Source organism: Bacteroidota bacterium, from assembly GCA_018816945.1.
Classification (GTDB): Bacteria; Bacteroidota; Bacteroidia; order Bacteroidales.
The window spans coordinates 105,606-126,079 of record JAHIVC010000015.1 but is presented as its reverse complement, the minus strand read 5'-3'; the positions used below and the strand labels follow the sequence as shown (position 1 = coordinate 126,079).

20 protein-coding genes are annotated in these 20,474 nt (G+C 34.7%); 5 read left to right on the top strand and 15 right to left on the bottom strand.

The window, feature by feature from the left end; genetic code table 11:
* The 10 genes from KKG99_03005 to KKG99_02960 form a co-directional block, all read right to left on the bottom strand.
* The coding region (locus KKG99_03005; GenBank protein ID MBU1011951.1) for an ABC transporter ATP-binding protein at positions 1 to 628 on the bottom strand (628 nt) is incomplete at its 3' end.
* Positions 629 to 667: 39 nt separating this feature from the next.
* Entirely contained in the window at positions 668 to 1,297 is a 630-nt protein-coding gene (locus KKG99_03000; protein MBU1011950.1) for a hypothetical protein, read from the bottom strand.
* A 125-nt stretch (positions 1,298 to 1,422) separates the two neighbouring features.
* Positions 1,423 to 2,298 (bottom strand): ACP S-malonyltransferase, encoded by an 876-nt coding sequence (gene fabD, locus KKG99_02995; GenBank protein ID MBU1011949.1) that lies wholly within the window; start codon positions 2,296 to 2,298, stop codon positions 1,423 to 1,425.
* A 46-nt stretch (positions 2,299 to 2,344) separates the two neighbouring features.
* Entirely contained in the window at positions 2,345 to 3,073 is a 729-nt protein-coding gene (locus KKG99_02990) for a Bax inhibitor-1/YccA family protein (GenBank protein MBU1011948.1), read from the bottom strand.
* Between the two features lie 43 nt (positions 3,074 to 3,116).
* The gene (gene folE, locus KKG99_02985; GenBank protein ID MBU1011947.1) at positions 3,117 to 3,734 is read right to left on the bottom strand and encodes a GTP cyclohydrolase I FolE; all 618 of its coding nucleotides are present in this window, start codon (positions 3,732 to 3,734) and stop codon (positions 3,117 to 3,119) included.
* A gap of 29 nt (positions 3,735 to 3,763) precedes the next feature.
* On the bottom strand, positions 3,764 to 4,183 hold the full coding sequence (locus KKG99_02980; GenBank protein ID MBU1011946.1) for a 6-carboxytetrahydropterin synthase: 420 nt from the start codon (positions 4,181 to 4,183) through the stop codon (positions 3,764 to 3,766).
* Between the two features lie 88 nt (positions 4,184 to 4,271).
* Entirely contained in the window at positions 4,272 to 5,294 is a 1,023-nt protein-coding gene (locus KKG99_02975; protein ID MBU1011945.1) for a DUF4421 domain-containing protein, read from the bottom strand.
* Between the two features lie 390 nt (positions 5,295 to 5,684).
* Positions 5,685 to 5,930 carry an AtpZ/AtpI family protein gene (locus KKG99_02970; GenBank protein ID MBU1011944.1) on the bottom strand — a complete coding sequence of 82 codons (246 nt, stop codon included), beginning with the start codon at positions 5,928 to 5,930 and terminating at the stop codon, positions 5,685 to 5,687.
* The gene (locus tag KKG99_02965) at positions 5,914 to 6,303 is read right to left on the bottom strand and encodes a polymer-forming cytoskeletal protein (GenBank protein MBU1011943.1); all 390 of its coding nucleotides are present in this window, start codon (positions 6,301 to 6,303) and stop codon (positions 5,914 to 5,916) included. Before KKG99_02965 ends, KKG99_02970 begins: the two co-directional genes overlap by 17 nt.
* A 2-nt stretch (positions 6,304 to 6,305) precedes the next feature.
* On the bottom strand, positions 6,306 to 8,966 hold the full coding sequence (locus KKG99_02960; protein ID MBU1011942.1) for a tetratricopeptide repeat protein: 2,661 nt from the start codon (positions 8,964 to 8,966) through the stop codon (positions 6,306 to 6,308).
* A 109-nt stretch (positions 8,967 to 9,075) separates the two neighbouring features.
* On the opposite strand from KKG99_02960, the gene KKG99_02955 reads away from it, so the two are divergent.
* The 3 genes from KKG99_02955 to rseP are packed head-to-tail and all read left to right on the top strand — an operon-like array spanning position 9,076 to position 12,471.
* Positions 9,076 to 9,972: a peptidoglycan DD-metalloendopeptidase family protein gene (locus KKG99_02955; protein MBU1011941.1), complete on the top strand. Its 897-nt coding sequence runs from the start codon at positions 9,076 to 9,078 to the stop codon at positions 9,970 to 9,972.
* Between the two features lie 4 nt (positions 9,973 to 9,976).
* Positions 9,977 to 11,134 carry a 1-deoxy-D-xylulose-5-phosphate reductoisomerase gene (locus KKG99_02950; GenBank protein ID MBU1011940.1) on the top strand — a complete coding sequence of 386 codons (1,158 nt, stop codon included), beginning with the start codon at positions 9,977 to 9,979 and terminating at the stop codon, positions 11,132 to 11,134.
* Positions 11,135 to 11,145: 11 nt separating this feature from the next.
* On the top strand, positions 11,146 to 12,471 hold the full coding sequence (rseP, locus tag KKG99_02945) for an RIP metalloprotease RseP (GenBank protein MBU1011939.1): 1,326 nt from the start codon (positions 11,146 to 11,148) through the stop codon (positions 12,469 to 12,471).
* Here the strand turns inward: rseP and KKG99_02940 are convergent.
* The 5 genes from KKG99_02940 to KKG99_02920 all read right to left on the bottom strand — a co-directional run bounded on the left by KKG99_02940 (position 12,464) and on the right by KKG99_02920 (position 17,628).
* Positions 12,464 to 13,507, bottom strand: coding sequence for an ABC transporter ATP-binding protein (locus KKG99_02940; protein MBU1011938.1), 1,044 nt, complete (start codon positions 13,505 to 13,507; stop codon positions 12,464 to 12,466). The genes rseP and KKG99_02940 overlap by 8 nt on opposite strands.
* Positions 13,508 to 14,326, bottom strand: coding sequence for an ABC transporter permease (locus KKG99_02935; protein ID MBU1011937.1), 819 nt, complete (start codon positions 14,324 to 14,326; stop codon positions 13,508 to 13,510).
* Between the two features lie 4 nt (positions 14,327 to 14,330).
* Complete coding sequence (locus tag KKG99_02930; GenBank protein MBU1011936.1) at positions 14,331 to 15,581, bottom strand: alginate export family protein; 1,251 nt, start codon at positions 15,579 to 15,581, stop codon at positions 14,331 to 14,333.
* Between the two features lie 30 nt (positions 15,582 to 15,611).
* Positions 15,612 to 16,577, bottom strand: a complete 966-nt coding sequence (gene wtpA / locus KKG99_02925; GenBank protein ID MBU1011935.1) for a tungstate ABC transporter substrate-binding protein WtpA — start codon at positions 16,575 to 16,577, stop codon at positions 15,612 to 15,614.
* A 157-nt stretch (positions 16,578 to 16,734) separates the two neighbouring features.
* Positions 16,735 to 17,628, bottom strand: a complete 894-nt coding sequence (locus tag KKG99_02920; protein MBU1011934.1) for a YitT family protein — start codon at positions 17,626 to 17,628, stop codon at positions 16,735 to 16,737.
* 403 nt (positions 17,629 to 18,031) lie between these two features.
* On the opposite strand from KKG99_02920, the gene KKG99_02915 reads away from it, so the two are divergent.
* On the top strand, positions 18,032 to 18,997 hold the full coding sequence (locus tag KKG99_02915) for a PorP/SprF family type IX secretion system membrane protein (protein ID MBU1011933.1): 966 nt from the start codon (positions 18,032 to 18,034) through the stop codon (positions 18,995 to 18,997).
* A gap of 88 nt (positions 18,998 to 19,085) precedes the next feature.
* On the top strand, positions 19,086 to 20,456 hold the full coding sequence (locus KKG99_02910) for an SUMF1/EgtB/PvdO family nonheme iron enzyme (protein ID MBU1011932.1): 1,371 nt from the start codon (positions 19,086 to 19,088) through the stop codon (positions 20,454 to 20,456).
* Positions 20,457 to 20,474: the final 18 nt, after the last annotated feature.

The window sequence follows — 20,474 nt, the reverse complement described above, 5'->3', positions numbered from 1 at the left end:
GTAAAGCAATATCTTCTTCATGAGTAACAACAATTATCGTATTTCCTTTTTTATGAATCTCTTCAAGCAATCCCATTATTTCAATTGATGTTTTAGAATCAAGGTTACCTGTTGGCTCGTCAGCCAATATAATTGAAGGATCATTTACCAATGCCCTGGCAACAGCAACCCTTTGTCGTTGTCCACCTGATAATTCATTTGGTTTATGGGTAACACGATCAGAAAGGCTTACATCGCTTAGCACTTTTTCTGCTTTTTCAAGGCGTACATTTTTTGGGTATCCGGCATAAATTAATGGCAACATCACATTCTCAAGAGCTGTTGAACGAGGTAATAAATTGAAAGTTTGAAATATGAAACCAATTTCCTTATTTCTAACTTCTGCTAATTCATTATCATCCATCTGACTCACATCCTGACCATTCAAAACATACGAGCCTGAAGTAGGAGTATCGAGGCATCCCAATAAATTCATTAAAGTGGATTTGCCTGAACCCGAAGGTCCCATTAATGCCACAAATTCATTTTTATTAATCGCCAAATCTATTGATCTTAATGCTTTAACAGTTTCGGTTCCAACATGAAAGTGGCGTTGAATTCCACTTAATCTAATAATTTCTTTATTCATTGTAGTCGTATTAATATGTACAAAAGTAGCAAAAGAATTTTAATAGCGATATTTTATTTGTTGCCTGCTCATCTCCTTTCTAAATAGGACAATACCCATGTGAAACAAATCAATACTTACTATAGTTTCCAAATGATTTTTTACATAATTCCAAATCTCATTCATCGCATTTGTATGATAAATATCATCGAAAACAAATACACTATTATTATTTTTGTAATTCAAACATTTATCAAATACTATTTTAATTTTTTCAACATCAGTATCCCTATCATAGAAAACAAAATCAAGGGTATTGATATCATCTCGCAGTATTGCATTCAAATTAACAAAATCAGTCCCAACCTCAATTGAAATTACATTACTGTTCGACGAAGCCTGAGTTATTATATTTGTATTCACCTTTGAATATCCAATATAAAGAATATTCTTTGGTTCACTTAAGACAAGTAAACGAGATAATACTTGCGCATTTTTATATGAAATTATATTTCTTTCTGATGATTTAATTTTTAATAATTGATGGTAGTTAGCTGACTTATAGTTGGTTTTGCCTGAAAAAATTTCCGTTGCCAATTTGTAAAGAAATGGTGAATGTAGCTGATACCTCGAACTCGCCGTTAAACGGTGATAAATATTTTTTCTGAGCTTAAATATTACTTTTTTCATTTCAAGTTCAACACCCAGCAAAAATAAAGAAAAGCTTACGTGAAAAAGAAAATAATTCTTAATAAAATATAAAATCAGTTCAAAAAAAAAGTGCAAATCACTTTGCACTTTTTATAATTCTTAGCTTATGCGCTATATGTATTAATATTCTTATCTATTTTTTTAAAGAGGCCCTGTAATACAGTTCCGGGGCCAACTTCTACAATAGTTTTCGCACCATCTGCCAGTATGTTTTTCATAATCTGAGTCCATCTAACCGGCGCAGTTAATTGAGAAATCAGATTCGTTTTTATAATTTCTGGCTGAGCTACTGATTGTCCGGTTACATTTTGATAAATAGGACAAATGCCTGTATTAAATTTCGTTCCGTTTATAGCAGAAGCTAATTCTGCCCTGGCCGGTTCCATTAAAGGAGAATGAAATGCCCCACCTACATTTAATACGATTGCTCTTTTAGCACCTGCTTCTTTCAATCGCTCACAAGCTATATTGATACCTTCATGAGAACCGGAAATAACAAGTTGACCCGGGCAATTATAATTAGCCGGAACTACCACTTCATGAATTTTCGATAATATTTCTTCAACAATTGCATCTTCCAGACCAATGATGGCTGCCATTGTAGAGGGTTCAGCTTCACAGGCTTTTTGCATAGCCATTGCCCTGGCATACACGAGTTTTAATCCATCTTCAAATGATAAAGTTTTGTTTGCAACCAATGCAGAGAACTCTCCAAGTGAATGACCCGCAACCATATCAGGTTTAAAATCTTCACCCATTGTTGTCGCCAGAATGACCGAATGCAGAAAAATCGCGGGCTGAGTTACTTTTGTCTGTTTCAAATCCTCATCAGAGCCATTAAACATTAAATCAGTAATTCGAAACTTTAATATGTCGTTGGCCTTTTCAAAAAGGGATTTGGCGAGCACGGATTTATCATACAAATCTTTTCCCATTCCAACAAACTGAGCTCCCTGTCCGGGGAATACAAACGCTTTCATACTATTTAATTAGATAATAAGTAATTTTAATGCTTCTCCTTAACCCTTATTTTCGGTTACCTAAAAAGCGAAGCAAAAATAGGAATAAATTAATAAAATCAAGATATAGATTTAATGCGCCTAAAATAACAAGCTTGCTTTTGGATAATGCCCCATAAACCTGTCCATTTCCAATGCGTTTTAATTTTTGCACATCATAGGCTGTAAGCCCTGTAAACACCAATACACCAATAAAGCTAATCATGTAATCGAGTGTGCTGCTATGCATAAAGAAATTAGCAATACTGGCAATAATGATCCCAAATAAACCCATCATCATCAAGGATCCGAATTTGGTTAAATCAGTTTTAGTTGTATAACCCAGAAAAGCCATTACTCCAAAAGTTGCCGAGGTTACAATAAATGTAAGGAAAACCGAGCTTGCTGTATAAACCAAAAGAATAAAGCTCAAACTCATTCCCATCAATATTGAAAATACGATAAAAAGGAATGACAAGGTACTAAAAGAAAGTCGCTGCAATCCAAAAGTAATAATCATGACAAAAGCGAAAGGTGACAAAGTGACAATCCACCCAAACATATTCATCCTTCCCGTTTCCATATTAATCATGCTACCGATCAAGCTCGTGTTTGATGCAAAAAAGTAAGAAGTAACGGCTGTTACGGCTAATGCCAAAAACATCCATGAAAATACATTTGCAATAAATGTAGATGCGACAGCACCCACTTTATAAGTCTGATTTGCTGTTTCGTAAGTATTATTTTCTAAGTTCATAATTTTATCAGTTACATAATAAACAAAAAAATATTTTTTTCCTCTAATGCAGTTTAGATCCTATTAAGTGAATAAATTCGGCGCGGGTTTTTTCATTTTCAAACGCGCCAATAAAATCAGAGGTTGTCGTGACAGAATTCTGCTTTTGAACGCCTCTCATCGCCATACACAAATGTCGTGCCTCAATAACAACTGCCACACCCAAGGGATGTAAAGTATCATTAATGGCATTCTTAATTTGGGTCGTAAGCCTTTCCTGTACCTGCAGTCTTCTTGCGTATGCCTCGACTACCCGGGCAATTTTACTTAAACCGGTAATATATCCATTAGGGATATATGCTACATGCGCTTTTCCGATAAACGGAATCATATGATGTTCGCAAAGCGAATATATTTCTATGTCCTTAACGATAACCATTTCCCGATAATCCTCTTTAAATTTAGCTGATCTTAATATTTCAACAGGATCATGATCATAGCCTTGTGTTAGAAATTGTATCGCTTTTGCAACTCTTACAGGAGTATCCAGCAATCCTTCCCTATCAGGATTTTCACCAATTAAACTTAATATCCTCTTATAATAAGTTGCTAATTCCTCAATAACTTTTGGATCGTGTTTTTCCACCTTTTCGTACCCTAATATTTCTTCGTTGTCTTCCATATTTTTTAATCATTTTACCAAGGCTTAATTTATTTGGTTGGCCCCAGATATTCAACAATATTATTTTCAGATTCGTAAATTTTTATTGAATGCAGCTTTGCATTTAATCTTTGTAAAGGCACATCCAATTCATCCCAAATTGAAATGGCCAAATTTTCAGTTGATGCAAGTTTGCCTTTCATAAAATCAACTTCAAGATTAATGTTTTTGTGATCTACGTTATCAATTATAAATTTATTGATCACTTTACTCAATTCTTTCAAATTAATCAAAAAACCCGTTTCTTGATTTACTTCACCTTTGACAGTGACATACAGTACGTAATTATGTCCATGCCAATTGGGGTTTGAACACTTTCCAAAGACTTCAAGGTTTTTCTCATCCGTGTAATCCTGCCTAAATAGTCGATGAGCAGCATTAAATCGTTCTCGTCTGGTGATGAAGATCATAATAATTTTTTTATAAAAGTAAATGTTATTTTTTTCAGGGAGGAATTAATGCTGACTTTTTTGTCCATTTTCACTTTTAATGAAAAAATTAAAAGCGGGTTCCAATCCAAACTCTAATCTGGTTCATATCGTAATTAAAATTTGTTTGACCTATATTAAATTTACTGGGATTAAACCCATGAACTCCTCCGATGCCCAAATATATAAAATCTGAATTAAAACCAAATGCTACCCTGCCAAGCCATAAGGCTGATAACTTTGCCCCTTTATCTGATCCCAATCCTGATTCATAATCGTAATTCTGCACAAATACACCCGGGATTAAAGAAAGGTTTACATAAAAATATTTAAAGAATACATAAGTATACGAATATCCAAGGGATACCCCATAGGTTAAAAACTTTCCATCTTCAATGTGTTCATTATCTTTTACCAAATAAGTTGAATTATAAAAATCAGGTATCAATGTAGAATCGGATTGCAATTTCAAGTACACGAATGAAGGCATTACAATGATAGAACCTGAACTCTTATGCTGACGCTCATTTTGTAGATATGCCGCCCTGAACGAATGTTTTTTATGATTAACGACATAATACATGATGGCACTTGTGGAAAATATATGCATATCAGGGCGAAGCAAATATGCACTTTCAGGATTCCAGGCAATGGGTTGTTCAAGCATGTTTTTTAAGAAAAAGCCTTGATAATCCTGCAAGGCAAGCTCGGCCGAAATTGCTCGTCCATATGCATTTACTCTCAGATCAACGATTTTACTTTTCCCCTTTATTGCAACATCATTGCCCGCGAATGGATTATTGAAAGCAAGTCCAACACCATACCATTTATGAAAAAATGCCAGCCCATTTTTGATGTCATTATTTGGAACATATCGGAGTGGTACTTCCAGATTACTTGGTTTAATAGTAAACCCAACGCTTTCGCTTAACAAGTATAAACGCGTTGTAAATAAATGCTTGTAATCCTTAATGTAATCAGTATTAAGTTTTGAATCAGCATGTTTCTCATTCAAATCTTGAGCAAAAATGATCGATGGTAAAATCATCAATACTAATAAAATATATCTAGAGCGTGTAATTGTAGTTATCATTTATCGGTTCGCCTTTTGAGCCTTGATGATTGCTAAGGTTTCAAATGATGTAAAGAGAATATAAAAAATAAAGAAGGTGATGATAAAACTGATGATATCACTTATGTTGATAAAAGCATAAATGATGATGATTGAAACATAAAGTAGCATCTTTGCAAACACTGAAATCATAAAAAAATTCGCAAATCGGGAAGTTTTTTGTGTAAAAGCTTTTAATGCCAGGTAAAAAGTGAAAGCTGTGACCGCAAAGAAAAAAATGAGCAAATAAGGCAAAGATGGAGTCATAAACTGTTTTTGAACAAAAGAACCCACGGTAAAAGATATTATACCAATTATCAGGGTGAATATGACTAATTTTTTGATAAATATGTTAAACGCTAATTTCATGTTTTAATTCGATTTGAATTTACTTTTTCCCCATAAATCTTTAGTAACAATGTAAATGGATAAAATTACTGCACTAACTGATAGAATGGTTGTAAAAACTGGAAATTTCCATGCTATCCATTGGTCAATTTTCATGCCACCAAAAACCCCAATTAAGATAATCAGCAGCATTTGTATTGCAATGCTGGAATATCTTGAGTAAAGTTTCAGGCTCTCATTAAGATCCTTTTTCCTATAATTTGGTTTCATTAACTGGATATTTCATTCCGCTCTTAATGTTTGAACCCATTTTACAAGATCCTAAAAATTGTGCACCGGGCTCAATGGCTAATTTACTTGTAGAGACATCGCCATTTAATCGGGCAGTAGCTTTGAGGGTTAGTAAATCCGTAACCGTCATATTTGCATTTACAATACCTTCCACATCCGCATTCTGACAAAATACTTCACCTTCAATTTTCCCGGTCGATCCAATCACAACTTTTCCTTTGGTCCTAATAGTTCCTGTTAATTCACCATCTATACGAAAATCGCCGTTGGATTCGATATCTCCTTTAATAATGGTTCCATTTCCTATTGCGTTTCTGGATGGAGAAGCTTCAACAATTCCATTCTTAGCCATGCCTAATTGGTTGTTTGATAATGTTTATAATAAAACTTTAAATATTCATCTATATTTTTATCCTGCAGTAATATCCAATAATTATTTGCCGAAATTACGAAATGTCTGTATTCCTCTTTGTTAAATATTGACAGTACATATGCGTCTTTATTCATTTCATTGATATAATCCTGTGCTTCCTGTTTGTTTCCAAGGCCCATAACTGCCAGCCAATTATTGTTTTCGCTTACAATAAAATTTGCAATTGTCAATGGTTTTAAAAACGCAAGTTTTAAATTAAAGTCCGACAATCTCAGTTTAACTGCTTCCAAATTTACGCGTTCCGTATTAATAATCAAAATGTAAAGATGTGTTGTATCAGGATGAAAATAAAAATTACCTATAATTTCTTCTTCAACAGGCATCATTGCTATTGAATCCCTGCCTGTTTGAGTACTTGTTGAATTTAAATAAAAAATTAAGTTTTTAGCCAGTGGAACAACTTCACTATCTGGATACTTAGCAATGATTCTTTTCAGATTAATTAAGAGCGAATCCACTTCTTCTATTCGACCCATTGAAAGTGCTCGAATATATTCGAACTTAGGAATTAATATGGAATCGTTATAACTCGCAATTGCCCTATCACACAAATTGATACTTACATAATATTGTTCATTCTCATGAGCCTGATAAGCGTCAAAATACAAGGTCTCGATTTCGCTTCTTAGTGCCGATGATTGCTTAAAGTAATCAGGATTGATGATCACTTTGGCATAATCACTATTTGGAAACTGACTTAAAAGTTGTTGTTTGTAATAGGTTGATTTATTGAGTTCTCTTGATAAATACAACTTATGAAGATAATAATGTGCCTGTATTTTATATTCATTATCAGGATAATTTTGAATTAATGCTTCAAATTGCACGATTGCACGTGCAGTATCTTTCAGTCCTTCTTTAAAAAGCATGGCCGATTGATATAAAGCCTCTATTATTTTATTATTCGATTCTTGTAACTGAATTTCATTTAAAGGAATGTCTTTTAAATAATAATTCCTGTCCTTTTTAGAGATAGCTTTTTCTTGCAATTTCAAATCTTCTTCATCACGAATTTCAAGCCGGCTCGCATTTTCAGAAAAACCCATATTTTGAACTTGCTTTTGACTAAGTCGCCAATTGTCTTCTAGCGGCCTTCTCCCCCATTTGCTAATAAACTCGGTAAATCCATAACTGAGAGTAGACGGATTATAAAAATACCATGCCCCGCTGCCCTGATTTTGCGAGAATGTATTCTGCTGTTGCCTTGCTATCGATAAGTCTTGCATTCGCTCAAGCTGCTCTGTTTGCTCCACCTTTTCTTTAGAAGCGATTTCTGAAATGATTGCATCAATGACTGTCAGTCTCTCTTCCTCCGGCATACGTGATATTTTCTGCAAAGAATCTTGCAACTGAATAGTTTCCAAATGAGCTACCAAAGAAACCAGTACCCTGGTTCTCTCGATCAAAGCCTGTTGATCAGGATATCCAATTGGCATTACCTGCAAGGCTGTATCATAATACAATTTTGCATTCTTATAAATCCCTTTATTAAAATATGAATCAGCCAATGCAATACTTGAAGCAACTTTCTGAAAATTATTATTTGAGCTTAAAGCAACGGCCTGAATTAAATAATTGATAGCAGAAGATTGGTCACCTTCTTTTAAGGCTATTTCGGCTAAAACATGATAAATTTGATCACGAAACTCTTCATTTTTTGAATCTTTCAACAGTACTTCTAAAGATTGTATGATTTCATCAGAATTACCGGCTCCGGCATAATAACTTTTAGCCATATTTATTCTTGCATTAAAAGCCATTTCGTATGTAGGATTACGATGAACAACTTCCAAATATAATTCGGAAGCAGCTTCCAGATTTCCTTGATTTTGATAAACCTGAGCCAAAATAAACTTCAATCGGGTTATTAGTTGTTTATCATTATTGATTTCAATGGCATCATTTAACAAATCAACTGATTCTGTATATTTCTCCTGAAGAAGGTAAAAGTTAGCATAAATCATCGGAAATTCGCGCTGCTGACTCAAAGGAACTTTTTCGTAATCAATTAAATCTTGAAATTGCTTTAATAAAGGCCCGGACTTTTCAAATTGCCTAGTTCTGTTATAGGTTCTCACTAACCAAAGCATCGCTTCGTACTCAGCTGGAGTAGATTTGAACCCATCGATTATGAACTCAAAAGTTCTGCGTGCACTCACATATTCGCCCAAATAAAAATAAGACTTGCCAAGTAACAGGTAAGCATCATCAACCCAACGATTGTACTCCTTATTTTTAAATCGCATTGAATGCTGCTGAATAACAACGGAAGATTTCTGAATGGCTCTTTCCATAAAGGGGATCAGTGCTTTTGCATCCTGATCGGTTCCGTAATTGAAAATGGGTAAGATTTCAGAATAATTATTCCGCAGAGAAGAATTTAATTGCTTCAATCCTTCCTTATAACTTTCTTTCCCATTCCAGTAAGCATTGTAATGAGCGGTAATATTATGATAAACCCTATTGCCCAAATTATTCTTTTTTACAGAACAAGATTGAAGGAAAAGCAAAAGGGCTATCCCAAAGTAAAAAAGATAAAAATTAGTGATGCGTGATAATTTCAAAATAGGGTCTTTTTGCATTATAACTCTTATTTGACAAAAATATTTTATTTTTTCCAATTAGCTACTATCAATTTGAAGAGAAGCTTTAATACATTTTGTATCTTTGGCATGTCAGTTTGAAAGTATTATGCCACAGATTAGAGAGGAAAATAAAAAAAATAAATGGTATTATCGTTTAAGAGATAAATACCGCTTGGTGATCATGAATGACATCACCTTTGAAGAAAGACTATCTATACGACTTACAAGACTTAACGTTTTCATTGTAGTAGGATCTACAACAATTCTATTAATTTTACTAACTACCCTTTTAATTTCATTAACCCCACTGAGAGAATACATTCCCGGATATACTGATTTGGATCTTTACCAACAAGTATATGATCTTCAAAATAAATCAGACTCATTGGAGAGATCATTTGCACAAAAAGACCTTTATTTTATAAATTTAAAGAACATCATTGAGGGCAATCCCATTATAGATGAAATGATTGATGATGCGGATAATATGACTCATCTTAATTATGATTCGATTACCCTTAGCCGATCGGCTGAAGACTCAATTTTTAGACTCGAATATGAAAATCAGACAAAATATAACATTTATCTTGAAGACAATAAAAATCTTTACGACGAAAACAGATCCGCAAATCTTACTTTCTTCTCACCCATAAAAGGGATTGTGACAACTTTCTTCTCCCTATCTGAAAATCATTTTGGGATTGATATTGTTGCAAAGGAAAATGAGACCATTAAAGCTGCACTTGACGGTACTGTTATATTTTCGAACTGGACCGTTGAAACAGGCTACGTTCTAGCAATACAACATCAAAATAACTACATCTCTTTTTATAAACATAATTCTGTTTTACTCAAAAAAGTAGGCAGTTTTGTTAAAGCAGGTGATCCCATTGCCATTATTGGTGAGTCAGGTGAGTTGTCGACAGGCCCGCATCTGCATTTTGAACTCTGGCGCAGCGGATCTCCGGTCAACCCGCTCGACTATATGACCTTTAACGAATAATTGAATGAAGAAAAGAATTGCCGTTTTAGGTTCAACCGGTTCTATCGGAACCCAAACTCTTGAAGTAATTGATGCTTATCCTGATAATTTTTCACTTGAAGTAATTACCGCACAAAACAATGCCAAATTACTGATTGAGCAAGCCATCAGATACAAACCCAATGTGGTAGTTATCGCCAATGATAGGCTCTACAAAGAAGTTTTTAATGCTCTTGACCCCTTATTTATTAAAGTTTATGCAGGCGAAGAAGCATTGTCGCAGGTTGTTGAGATGGATACCATCGATCAGGTTATAATTGCATTGGTTGGTTATGCCGGATTAAAGCCTACAATACAAGCTATTAAATCGAATAAACATATTGCACTGGCAAACAAAGAAACTTTGGTAGTTGGGGGAGAACTTATACAATCGCTTTTAAAAAATTCAAGATCCAGAATCATTCCGGTTGATTCAGAACATTCAGCCATATTCCAATGTCTTGTGGGCGAATATGGCAATCCGATCGAAAAAATTTATTTAACAGCATCAGGTGGTCCTTTCTTAGGTAAGGATGTACAATTCCTAAAAAACGTTAAAAAAGAACAAGCACTCTCGCACCCTAATTGGGAAATGGGATGTAAAATAACCATTGATTCGGCCTCATTAATGAATAAAGGACTTGAGGTTATTGAGGCAAAATGGCTATTTGATTTGAAATCGGAACAAATTGATGTTGTAATTCACCCTCAATCAATTATCCATTCAATGGTACAATTCGAAGATGGCTCGATTAAAGCACAAATGGGATTGCCCGACATGAAACTACCTATACAATATGCGCTAACATATCCCGAACGATTTCATTCAAATTTCCCTCGCCTCGATTTTATGATACAGTCTGAATTAACATTTCAACAGCCTGATTTAAAAATTTTTCGTAATCTTGCACTCGCTTTTGATGCATTAAAACAGGGAGGGAATATGCCATGCATACTCAATGCTTCGAATGAAATTTTGGTTTCATTGTTTCTGAAGGATAGAATTGGGTTTTTACAAATGCCCGATATCATTGAAAAATGCATGACTAAAGTAGATTTAATAAAAAATCCTTCATATAGCGATTTGGCAGAAAGTGACAAAATTGCAAGGAAAACAACATTAGAATTAGTGAAAAGCATCTAAAAAAACATTAAATGGACATCCTAATAAAAATATTACAATTATTACTCAGTTTATCAATTCTGGTAATCTTTCATGAATTTGGTCATTTTATCTCCGCAAAAATATTTAAAACAAGGGTTGAAAAATTTTATCTCTTTTTTAATCCTTGGTTTTCGATTTTTAAGTTTAGAAAAGGTGAAACTGAATACGGCATGGGCTGGCTTCCGTTGGGTGGATATGTTAAAATATCAGGAATGATCGACGAATCGATGGATAAGGAAGCCATGAAACTTCCACCTCAGCCGTTCGAGTTCAGATCAAAACCAGCCTGGCAACGACTTATTATTATGTTAGGAGGGGTAACTGTAAACATATTACTGGCAATTGCTATTTATGTAGTGATGCTTGCTTATTGGGGCGAAGAATACCTCCCAACTTCTGAAGCTAACAAATATGGAATCGTTTGTGATTCGATCGCGATAGAAATGGGATTGCAAAATGGAGATAAGTTTCTTTCTATCGACAATGAACCTGTTGAGGATTTTCTAAAAATCCCCATAACATTAATTCTCAATGAAGCCCAATCGGTGCAAGTTGAGCGCGATGGAGAAATTATGAATATTCAAATTCCAAAGGGATTTGTTGGAAAAATGATTAAACGAAAAACAGCAGATTTCCTTTATGTCCGCTTTCCTTATGAAGCAGGAGGATTCATCAAAAATTCTGCAGGACAAGCAGCAGGAATAAAAATTGATGATAAGATTATAGGAATTAATGGTCAAAGCTTTCCCTATTTCGATCAGTTTGCGAATGAACTCAAAAAATACAAAAATCAAATTATTAATATTACTGTAATCCGAGAAGCTGATACACTGGCATTAGAAGTAAATCTCCCTGAATCGGGACAGATTGGGGTTTATGTCAAACCACTTTCTGAATACTTTACATTATCAGAAAAAAAATACAATATCATTAGTGCTGTTCCGGCAGGTATTGCAAAAGCTTATAATGGCATTAGTGATTATTTGAAACAATTAAAATTACTTTTCTCACCTGAAGTTAAAGCTTATGAATCGGTTGGTGGGTTTATTACCATTGGTAGCATTTTCCCAAGTACCTGGGATTGGGAAAATTTTTGGCGACTCACTGCATTTCTTTCAATTATGTTAGCCATTCTGAATGTATTACCTATTCCTGCACTTGATGGTGGCCACGTAATGTTTTTACTTTATGAAATTATTGCCCGCAGAAAGCCTAGTGATAAATTCATGGAATACGCTCAGGTAGTTGGAATGGTTATCCTATTTGCATTGTTGATTTTCGCAAATGGAAATGATATCGTAAAACTTTTTAGATAATTGGAAGGAATTTAATTTTTTCCGGATTAATGCTGGCCCATACCTCATCTCCAATTTTTAATTGAAGAATTTTAAATGCCGGATGATTAATAAACGATGTCAGGTTAATTTCTGAAGCAATACTTATTTCATTTCCTTTAAAATTTGGAATAATGTCTATAATTTGACCCTTAAAAAGATTTGAAATTTTACCAGTTGGTTTTTCCTTGCTAATTTTCACATCCGTACTGTTAAACATAATAAATCCTTCTGAAATTTTTTCCTGAATGGGAATATCCACCAGAATCATATTTTTAATCATTGTTTGGTTTTGGCTGATCATTTTTGATTTAAAGAAATTCCTGATTCCCCTAAAGCGAGCTACAAATTCAGAAACCGGATTTGCAAATACCTCAAATGGATCACCTTGTTGAATGAGTTTGCCATCCTGAAATACAGCAATTTTTTGAGCAAGTGAAATAGCCTCTTCATAATCATGTGTTACATGGATAATGGTTCTCCCCATTCTATTTAGCTTACGTAATAAGGCCCTTAAATCATCCCTCAGTTGCACATCCAAAGAAGAGAATGGTTCATCAAGCAGAAGGCATTTTGGGTCACGAATAAGTGTACGGGCTAATGCCACTCTTTGCGACTCTCCTCCCGACAAAGTGTTTGGTTGCCTATCGAGCAAATGACCAATACTTACAAGTTCGGCTGCTTCTTTTACTTTTTGATGAATGATTTCTTTAGGGTATTTTTTCTTTAAAGAATAAGCAATATTATTAAATACGTTTAGATGCGGAAAAACTGCATGATCCTGAAAAACATATCCTACATTTCTATCCTGAATTTTTTTGCGGGTGATATCTTCTCCATCCAAAAATACTTGTCCAGTATTTGGTTGTTGCATTCCGGCAATACATTCAAGTAGAAGTGATTTCCCAGCTCCCGACAAACCCAGAATCACATAATATTCACCTTTGTGGATATTCAAATTAACATCCCTTAATGAAAATTCGGGGAAAAGAAGTGAGATATTTCTTAATTCAAGCATTTAATTTGCATTATTTTTTAACAAGGTATTTTTTTGATTTTGCTTTGATCTGTTTTGAACTAAGAACCTCAACGCAATGAAAAAGACCAAACAAACCAGAATAAATAATATTGCGACTGGTCTGGCATATTTTAATCCGAATGAGGTGTATCGTTCATAAATCAAAACAGGAGTTATCATAGGATGATAAGCAACTATTACAACTGCTCCAAATTCGCTCAGTCCACGGGCAAACATCATGATAAATCCGGACAAGATATAACGCCATGCCAGCGGTAAAGAGATTGTGAAAAATACACGTACAGAATTGGCACCTAAGTTTTTTGCCGCCTGTTCCAACCGAATTGGTATTGAGCCAAATCCGTCACGAGCTGCATTAATCAAAAAAGGAATGCTCACAAATGCCATTGCCATTGAAATTCCAATAGGATGGCCTACAAAGTCTAACCCAACACTTGAAGCCATTTGCCCAAATACCGAATCTCTGGAAATAAAACCTAATACAGCGATCCCGGCCGCCGAGTGAGGAATTACGATAGGTAAATCGATAATTCCTAACACTAATCGCTTTCCCGTAAATTCCTTTCTGGCAAGTACATAAGCCAACGGAATGGCAAAAATTGCACAAAACAAAGTACCTCCGAATGAAGCCGACAAGGTAAGCCAGATGCTTTTAACAACTTGTTCGTCCTGAGTAGTTTCAAATATTTTTGCAAGCGGAGTATCAAGCAGTAAACCTGCCAAAGGCGCAATAATAAACAGGAGTATGATTGCTCCCAATAAACTCAAAACAAGGCTAAAAGAATCCGTTCGGATCATTCATTTAGTTTTTAAAAAACACTGGTTTAAAGGTAAGCATTGTTACAAAATAATAACCATTTTTTACGGCATCTAAATCACTACCTTTTGCAACAGCCAATGAATTCGTCGCAATCATCATCCCAAAAATATTTGTAATATTAATTTCTGGTGAAATCTTGATCGAACAACTTAGGTCAATTTCCGAACCTAAATAACCATGGTAATCTACTCCTTCATTTTGAAAGTTTTTTGGTGTTTTGAAATAGTGATAATCAAAATTAAGTTCAAGTTTATTATTAATTACAGCAATATACTTAAGATAGATATCAAACAAGCCCATTCCATTGATTGAATTTGAACCGCCAAAATAATCCATCAAACCGTTAAAAGAATGCTTGCTTCCGTATAAAACCTCAAATCCTTTGTCTGATCCTTCAATTATTTTTGGATTTCGGTTTCCAGATTGCAATTCAAATCCTGCCATCAAAGTGCTTTCTTTATTTAGATGATAATAAATATCCAAATTGGCCAGGTATGCATTTACTTTATTCCCATTTTGTTTTTTCCCTGTCTGATAAAAGAAACGTGCATCAACATCCGTTTTTTCAAGTTTTGCCTTAGATATTATTCCTGTTGTTAGTCGTGTATTAATTTGAACGCCGACATCATCCTTTCGCAGTCCTTCAACGATTGTTAAATTCGAAAATGTAAACTTTTGCATTTTACGACTCAACCATAAAATTCCAAGGTTTTTATATTGCTTATTAAATAATAGGTAAGGTGATTGATAATAAATATCGCCGGATTGATTAAAAGCGCCTATCAAATCGAGATCCCAATTTGTGGATTTGTACGATACTTTCATTGCGTCATGCTTTGCCCCAACCTGAAGCCAGTTTGTTGATGCAATCAATCGCTCGTTATCATATTTTAAGACTTGCCTTCCGATTTTAATTTTTATTGATGAAGCTGCATTGAACTCAAGCCAGGCTTCGTGCAATCCAATATTGACTTTATTTGTATTTATTTGCTCCTCTCCCCAAATCCTCACATCCTGAAAAGTAATCTGGGTAGTGTATAATTTTGTTTGATAACTGACACCTAACCTTGTTCTCTGACTGACTAACAAAGCCGGATTTGCATCCATTGGCATCAGATTTTTATAGCCGTCCCTGAATTCAAGTCTTGGGCGTATTTCACCCTCCATTTTAAATTGAGCAAAGGCCAAAATGTTTAACAATATTAAAGCTGTAATCAGATAAGTTTTTTTCATATATCAAAATTGAAAATTAGTTGCTGTGAGTCATTTCTTTAGGGCATATTTTTTTAATGATACCGGGATGTTTTGAAATGAATCACTATATGAAGGAACTATCGATGGTTGTCCATTTTTTTCCATAATTGCCATTCCTTTATCCGATAATAGGAAGTCGACAAATTTTATAGCAGTACTTTTATTAGGTGCATTTGTTGGAATTGTTATTCCATAAACCATTGGCTCACCTATTTGGGTAATAATACTGCCGGGCTCTCTACCGGAAAGGTCGACTGTTACAGATGAATATTCTTCAGTAAATTTGGAAGATTTTAAATTAATTGCATCCGGAAGTGTCAAATATTTTAAACCATGTTGCTCCGCAATTGAACGATAGATAAAGATAAAATCTACCGTATTTGTTTCAAAAAGAGCGAGTAAATCTGTTTCCTTCGGACGAATGTACTGCTGATCTTTGGCCATAAGCTTTGAAGCAAATCCCGGGATATTATAATACTTTTCAGCTAACTTTGCGACTAATACGGTTCTATATCCGCATGGATCTGCATTTGGTTCCGATCTACCATATTTTATTTCATCATTCAATAAGATATTAAACCAGTTTGTTGAATCAATTTTCCGAAACGATTGCTCTTCATCATGATAAACGATCACCATCTCGTTACTGGCAAAATGAATGTTCCAACTTGCATGATCCGGAATTAATAATTGATCGATAACTGTATAATCGGCAGATGCCATTACATCACATTCCTTTTTTAAATCGGTTATTTTGCGCGCACAATCCCTACTCCCGGCTGCTTCAGTCAATATACTTATCTCCGGGTATTCTTTATTAAATAATTCGATCACTTCTTTAAGGGGAACAGACAAACTACCCGCATGAAAAATTATCAGTTTATGATTATTATTAGTCTGTTGTTGCCCACAATTGCTCAGGATCAATAAGAGAATAAAAAAACAACTTATATATTTAATCTTTACATAAATCATCATCTCAACTTAATTAATTATTCGGCAAACCTGAAGAAAACAAATCGCAAACAATATTAATCATTTTACAATTTCAAAAAGTAGAAATATTGAATTTCAGTAACGTTTAAGAATTTATTTTCTTTAAATAAAAGTTTTAAAAAACACAGATTATAGTTTAAAAATCTTGTCTGTCGCTAAGTGATTTAAACCCTTTTCCAAGAATCTCATTTGCGTTTATTACCGTAAGAAACGCTTCCGGATCAGTAGCGTGGATAAAGTCCTGTAAAATTGCCAGTTCCCTTCTGTTTACAACAACATAGATGATGGTTTTCTCCTGTTTATTATACATGCCTTCACCTTTGATATAGGTTCCACCTCTATTTAAATCATTGATGATTTTATCGCGTATCAATTCGTATTTATCGGAAATGATAAGAAGCGTTTTATCATAACTTATTCCCTGTAGCACAACATCCACTACTCTTCCTGTAATAAAAATTACGATCAATGAATACAGGGGGATCTTCCAATCTTTAAAAATGATCAACCCAACAATAACAATTGCCGAATCAACCATAATCAGTAATTGACCAAGGGGTAGCTTTGTATATTTACTAATAATCATTGCTACAATATCCGAACCTCCTGATGTTGCCTTAGCTTTGAAAATTAAGCCAAGCCCGAACCCGATAACGACTCCTCCAAAAATTGAAGACAAAAGTGCGTCATCTTCAACAAGCGGCTCAAAACCATACAAGTAAGTAAGGCCGTCAACAAATGCAGCTGTTAGCACAAAACCAACTACTGTTTTAACACCGAATCGTGGGCCCAATACTTTAATTCCAATTATGGTTAATGGGATGTCGAAAAGTAAAGCCACCAAACCAACTGGTGTACCAAACATATAGTGCAACACAATTGAAATCCCATAAACCCCACCCGGAACAATTTTATATGGAGTAATGAAAAGAACAAAACCTGCAGCAAGGATAAAGGATCCTATGATGATTAAAAAATAATTAATCAACCACTGCTTCGAAAACAGTTTTTCCTTGATAATAAAAGTCATATGTATATTTTTTGATGGGTGAAAAATGGCGACAAAGGTAAAAGTTTTTTAGTTAGAATTTATTCCATCTAAATAAAAGAAATTACCCGACTCATTAATTTTGATACTGAGTCTCCATCGTAAAATCCCTGATATCCAAGACAATATTTCGAACCCGAACATTAAAGTGCATAATTGATCCTATTGATCATACTTTTAATGTTGATAGATCGTTTGAAACAATCAGTAATAAATCGAGGATTTTTAAGATTACCAAGCATTATTTTTGATGTAACCTATCAACCTTGAAACCGTTAAAGCACTTAATTACTAACAATACAAAGTTTATACAATTCATTGGTTTGAATATTTATATTTAGGATTATTACTATTTTCGTTCGTTACAAAACCTTTTTTTGACTAGATGCTTACAATTAGCCGCATAATAATATCAATCACTCTTTTACTTACAATGAGCTTGGCAAATGCGCAACAGGCGTCGATGTTGAGTCAGAATATGTTTTCATTTCCTTTTATAAATCCTGCTTATGCAGCTATTAACGAATCAATATTTGCCACTGCTTTTACCCGACAACAATGGATGGGTTTGAATGATTCTGAAGGAAATCATATAGCTCCAGTCACCTATTTAGTAGCGGTAAATGTCCCATCAGCGTTACTAAAAGGAGGATTGGGACTCAGTGTCTCTGAAGACAAACTTGGGTTTTTTAAAGATGTTTCAGTAAATCTACAGTATGCCTATAAGATTGAATTGAGTCAGGGTATTTTAGGGATTGGTGGACAGTTATCGGTAATTAACCGAAATATTAATTTTGGCAAATTTATAGCTATTGATGAGAATGATCCGGTTATTTCTGGAATCGGTGACAATATAAGCTCACTTTTAGCAGATGTAGGCCTAGGAGCTTTTTATAAAGTTTCCAACAAATATTATTTAGGACTGTCAATGATTAATTTACTTGAAACCAAAGGTGCTTCGTTCTCGGAAACCGGCGCAGGGCAGCCTGTACTTGATCGAACGGCATATTTAACCGGTGGGTATGAGTTTGAAATTCCAAACAAACCAGAGTATCGAATTATCCCTTCAATATTGATAAAGTCAAATTTTTCTTCTACACAAATATCAATTAGCAGTTTGCTGCAATACAATAATAAATTCTGGGGGGGCGTTACTTACAACATGCAGACTGCTGATGCTTTTGCAATTTTATTGGGGATGCAAAATAAAAATTTTAGAATTGGTTATGCTTATGACTTACCTTTGTCTTCAATAAATCCTTTAGGGAGTCACGAGATTATGGTAAGTTATAGTTTTGATATAGATGTTGACAAAAGAAGAGATGCATATCGAAACACAAGATTTTTATAATTAATATTATTAATTTACAGACAGTTATTATTTTAACTAAAATATTAATGTGGATTTTTCGTTTTAGATCAAATACTAAAGATAAAATATGAAAAAAATACTTCTTTTTATAGCGGCACTTATTGTTCTGGTGAGTTGTAGTGACAAGGGGAATGGAGAATTAGTTGGCGTTAATAGAAAATCAGGAACTTTCTATCAGCCCGACCCTTACGGAATGGTATTCGTCCCTCAAGGAAGCTATACCATGGGTGCCGGCGATGAGGATATCACATATGGTCAAGTTATTGAACCTAAAACCGTATCCATCTCTTCATTCTTTATGGATGAAACTGAAATCACAAATAATGAATACCGACAATTTGTAAATTGGGTACGTGACTCAATTGCCAGAAGGATGTTAGGTGATATCAGGCCCGAAGATTATCTGATTGAAGAAGATCCTGAAACAGGCGAAGTATATGATCCTCCATTTTTAAATTGGGACACTGATATTGAATGGCAAAGCAGTGATCAGGAGGTTCGTGATGCCATCGAGAATATTTATTTACCAGAACATGAACGTTATTTCAGAAAAAAACAAATTGATTCAAGAAAACTCAATTACGAATATTATTGGGTCGATTTGCAGGCTGCCGCCCAAAAAGATTTTAGTACACCCGGCAATTATCTGGATGCCAGTTTGGCCAACCGGCCACAAGGGCTTCGCGACCGTTCTGTTTATGTCAAACGAGAATCTATCAATGTTTATCCCGATACTTTAGCATGGATCCATGACTACACCTATTCATTTAACGACCCGCTAACCGAAAGATATTTCTGGCATCCTGCCTATGATCATTATCCTGTAGTTGGAGTAAATTGGCTTCAGGCAAAAGCATTTTGTGTGTGGCGAACCGAATTGTATAATAATAGTGGTGCCGGCAAAAGAAGGGCTTCGGTGGGTGCCGAATTCCGATTGCCAACAGAAGCAGAGTGGGAATGGGCCGCACGAGGAGGAAATGAGCTAAGCCCCTATCCATGGGGAGGACCATATACCCGGAATGAAAAAGGATGTTTTCTTGCAAATTTCAAACCTATCAGAGGTAATTATATTGACGACGGAGGATTAAGAACCATCATTGTTGGCCATTATCCGGCCAATGACTGGGGATTATATGATATGGCTGGGAATGTAGCCGAATGGACCAACAGCGCCTATGATCCTGCATCATATAACTTCTCCTGGGACATGAACCCGAATTATACATATAACGCGAAACCGGATGATTCACCTGCAATGAAAAGAAAAGTAATCAGGGGTGGCTCGTGGAAAGATATCGCTTATTATTTAAGGGTAACAACGCGGGCCTATGAATATCAAGATACAGCTAAATCATATGTAGGTTTCAGAAGTATTCAACCTTACTTAGGTCGTAATAAAGGAGATAATCCGGCAAAAGCATCAAATGTTTATAACTAATTTTAACATAAATACAGA

Bases quoted from the DNA above. Each gene is read 5' to 3' on its own strand.
- rseP (MBU1011939.1), top strand. From the start codon at position 11,146: ATGGACATCCTAATAAAAATATTACAATTATTACTCAGTTTATCAATT.
- KKG99_02975 (MBU1011945.1), bottom strand. From the start codon at position 5,294: ATGATAACTACAATTACACGCTCTAGATATATTTTATTAGTATTGATG.
- KKG99_02930 (MBU1011936.1), bottom strand. From the start codon at position 15,581: ATGAAAAAAACTTATCTGATTACAGCTTTAATATTGTTAAACATTTTG.
- KKG99_02940 (MBU1011938.1), bottom strand. From the start codon at position 13,507: ATGCTTGAATTAAGAAATATCTCACTTCTTTTCCCCGAATTTTCATTA.
- KKG99_02950 (MBU1011940.1), top strand. From the start codon at position 9,977: ATGAAGAAAAGAATTGCCGTTTTAGGTTCAACCGGTTCTATCGGAACC.
- KKG99_02960 (MBU1011942.1), bottom strand. From the start codon at position 8,966: ATGCAAAAAGACCCTATTTTGAAATTATCACGCATCACTAATTTTTAT.
- KKG99_02980 (MBU1011946.1), bottom strand. From the start codon at position 4,183: ATGATCTTCATCACCAGACGAGAACGATTTAATGCTGCTCATCGACTA.
- wtpA (MBU1011935.1), bottom strand. From the start codon at position 16,577: ATGATTTATGTAAAGATTAAATATATAAGTTGTTTTTTTATTCTCTTA.
- folE (MBU1011947.1), bottom strand. From the start codon at position 3,734: ATGGAAGACAACGAAGAAATATTAGGGTACGAAAAGGTGGAAAAACAC.
- KKG99_02970 (MBU1011944.1), bottom strand. From the start codon at position 5,930: ATGAAACCAAATTATAGGAAAAAGGATCTTAATGAGAGCCTGAAACTT.
- KKG99_02965 (MBU1011943.1), bottom strand. From the start codon at position 6,303: ATGGCTAAGAATGGAATTGTTGAAGCTTCTCCATCCAGAAACGCAATA.
- KKG99_03000 (MBU1011950.1), bottom strand. From the start codon at position 1,297: ATGAAAAAAGTAATATTTAAGCTCAGAAAAAATATTTATCACCGTTTA.
- KKG99_02955 (MBU1011941.1), top strand. From the start codon at position 9,076: ATGCCACAGATTAGAGAGGAAAATAAAAAAAATAAATGGTATTATCGT.
- KKG99_02935 (MBU1011937.1), bottom strand. From the start codon at position 14,326: ATGATCCGAACGGATTCTTTTAGCCTTGTTTTGAGTTTATTGGGAGCA.
- KKG99_02920 (MBU1011934.1), bottom strand. From the start codon at position 17,628: ATGACTTTTATTATCAAGGAAAAACTGTTTTCGAAGCAGTGGTTGATT.
- KKG99_02990 (MBU1011948.1), bottom strand. From the start codon at position 3,073: ATGAACTTAGAAAATAATACTTACGAAACAGCAAATCAGACTTATAAA.
- KKG99_02910 (MBU1011932.1), top strand. From the start codon at position 19,086: ATGAAAAAAATACTTCTTTTTATAGCGGCACTTATTGTTCTGGTGAGT.
- KKG99_02915 (MBU1011933.1), top strand. From the start codon at position 18,032: ATGCTTACAATTAGCCGCATAATAATATCAATCACTCTTTTACTTACA.
- fabD (MBU1011949.1), bottom strand. From the start codon at position 2,298: ATGAAAGCGTTTGTATTCCCCGGACAGGGAGCTCAGTTTGTTGGAATG.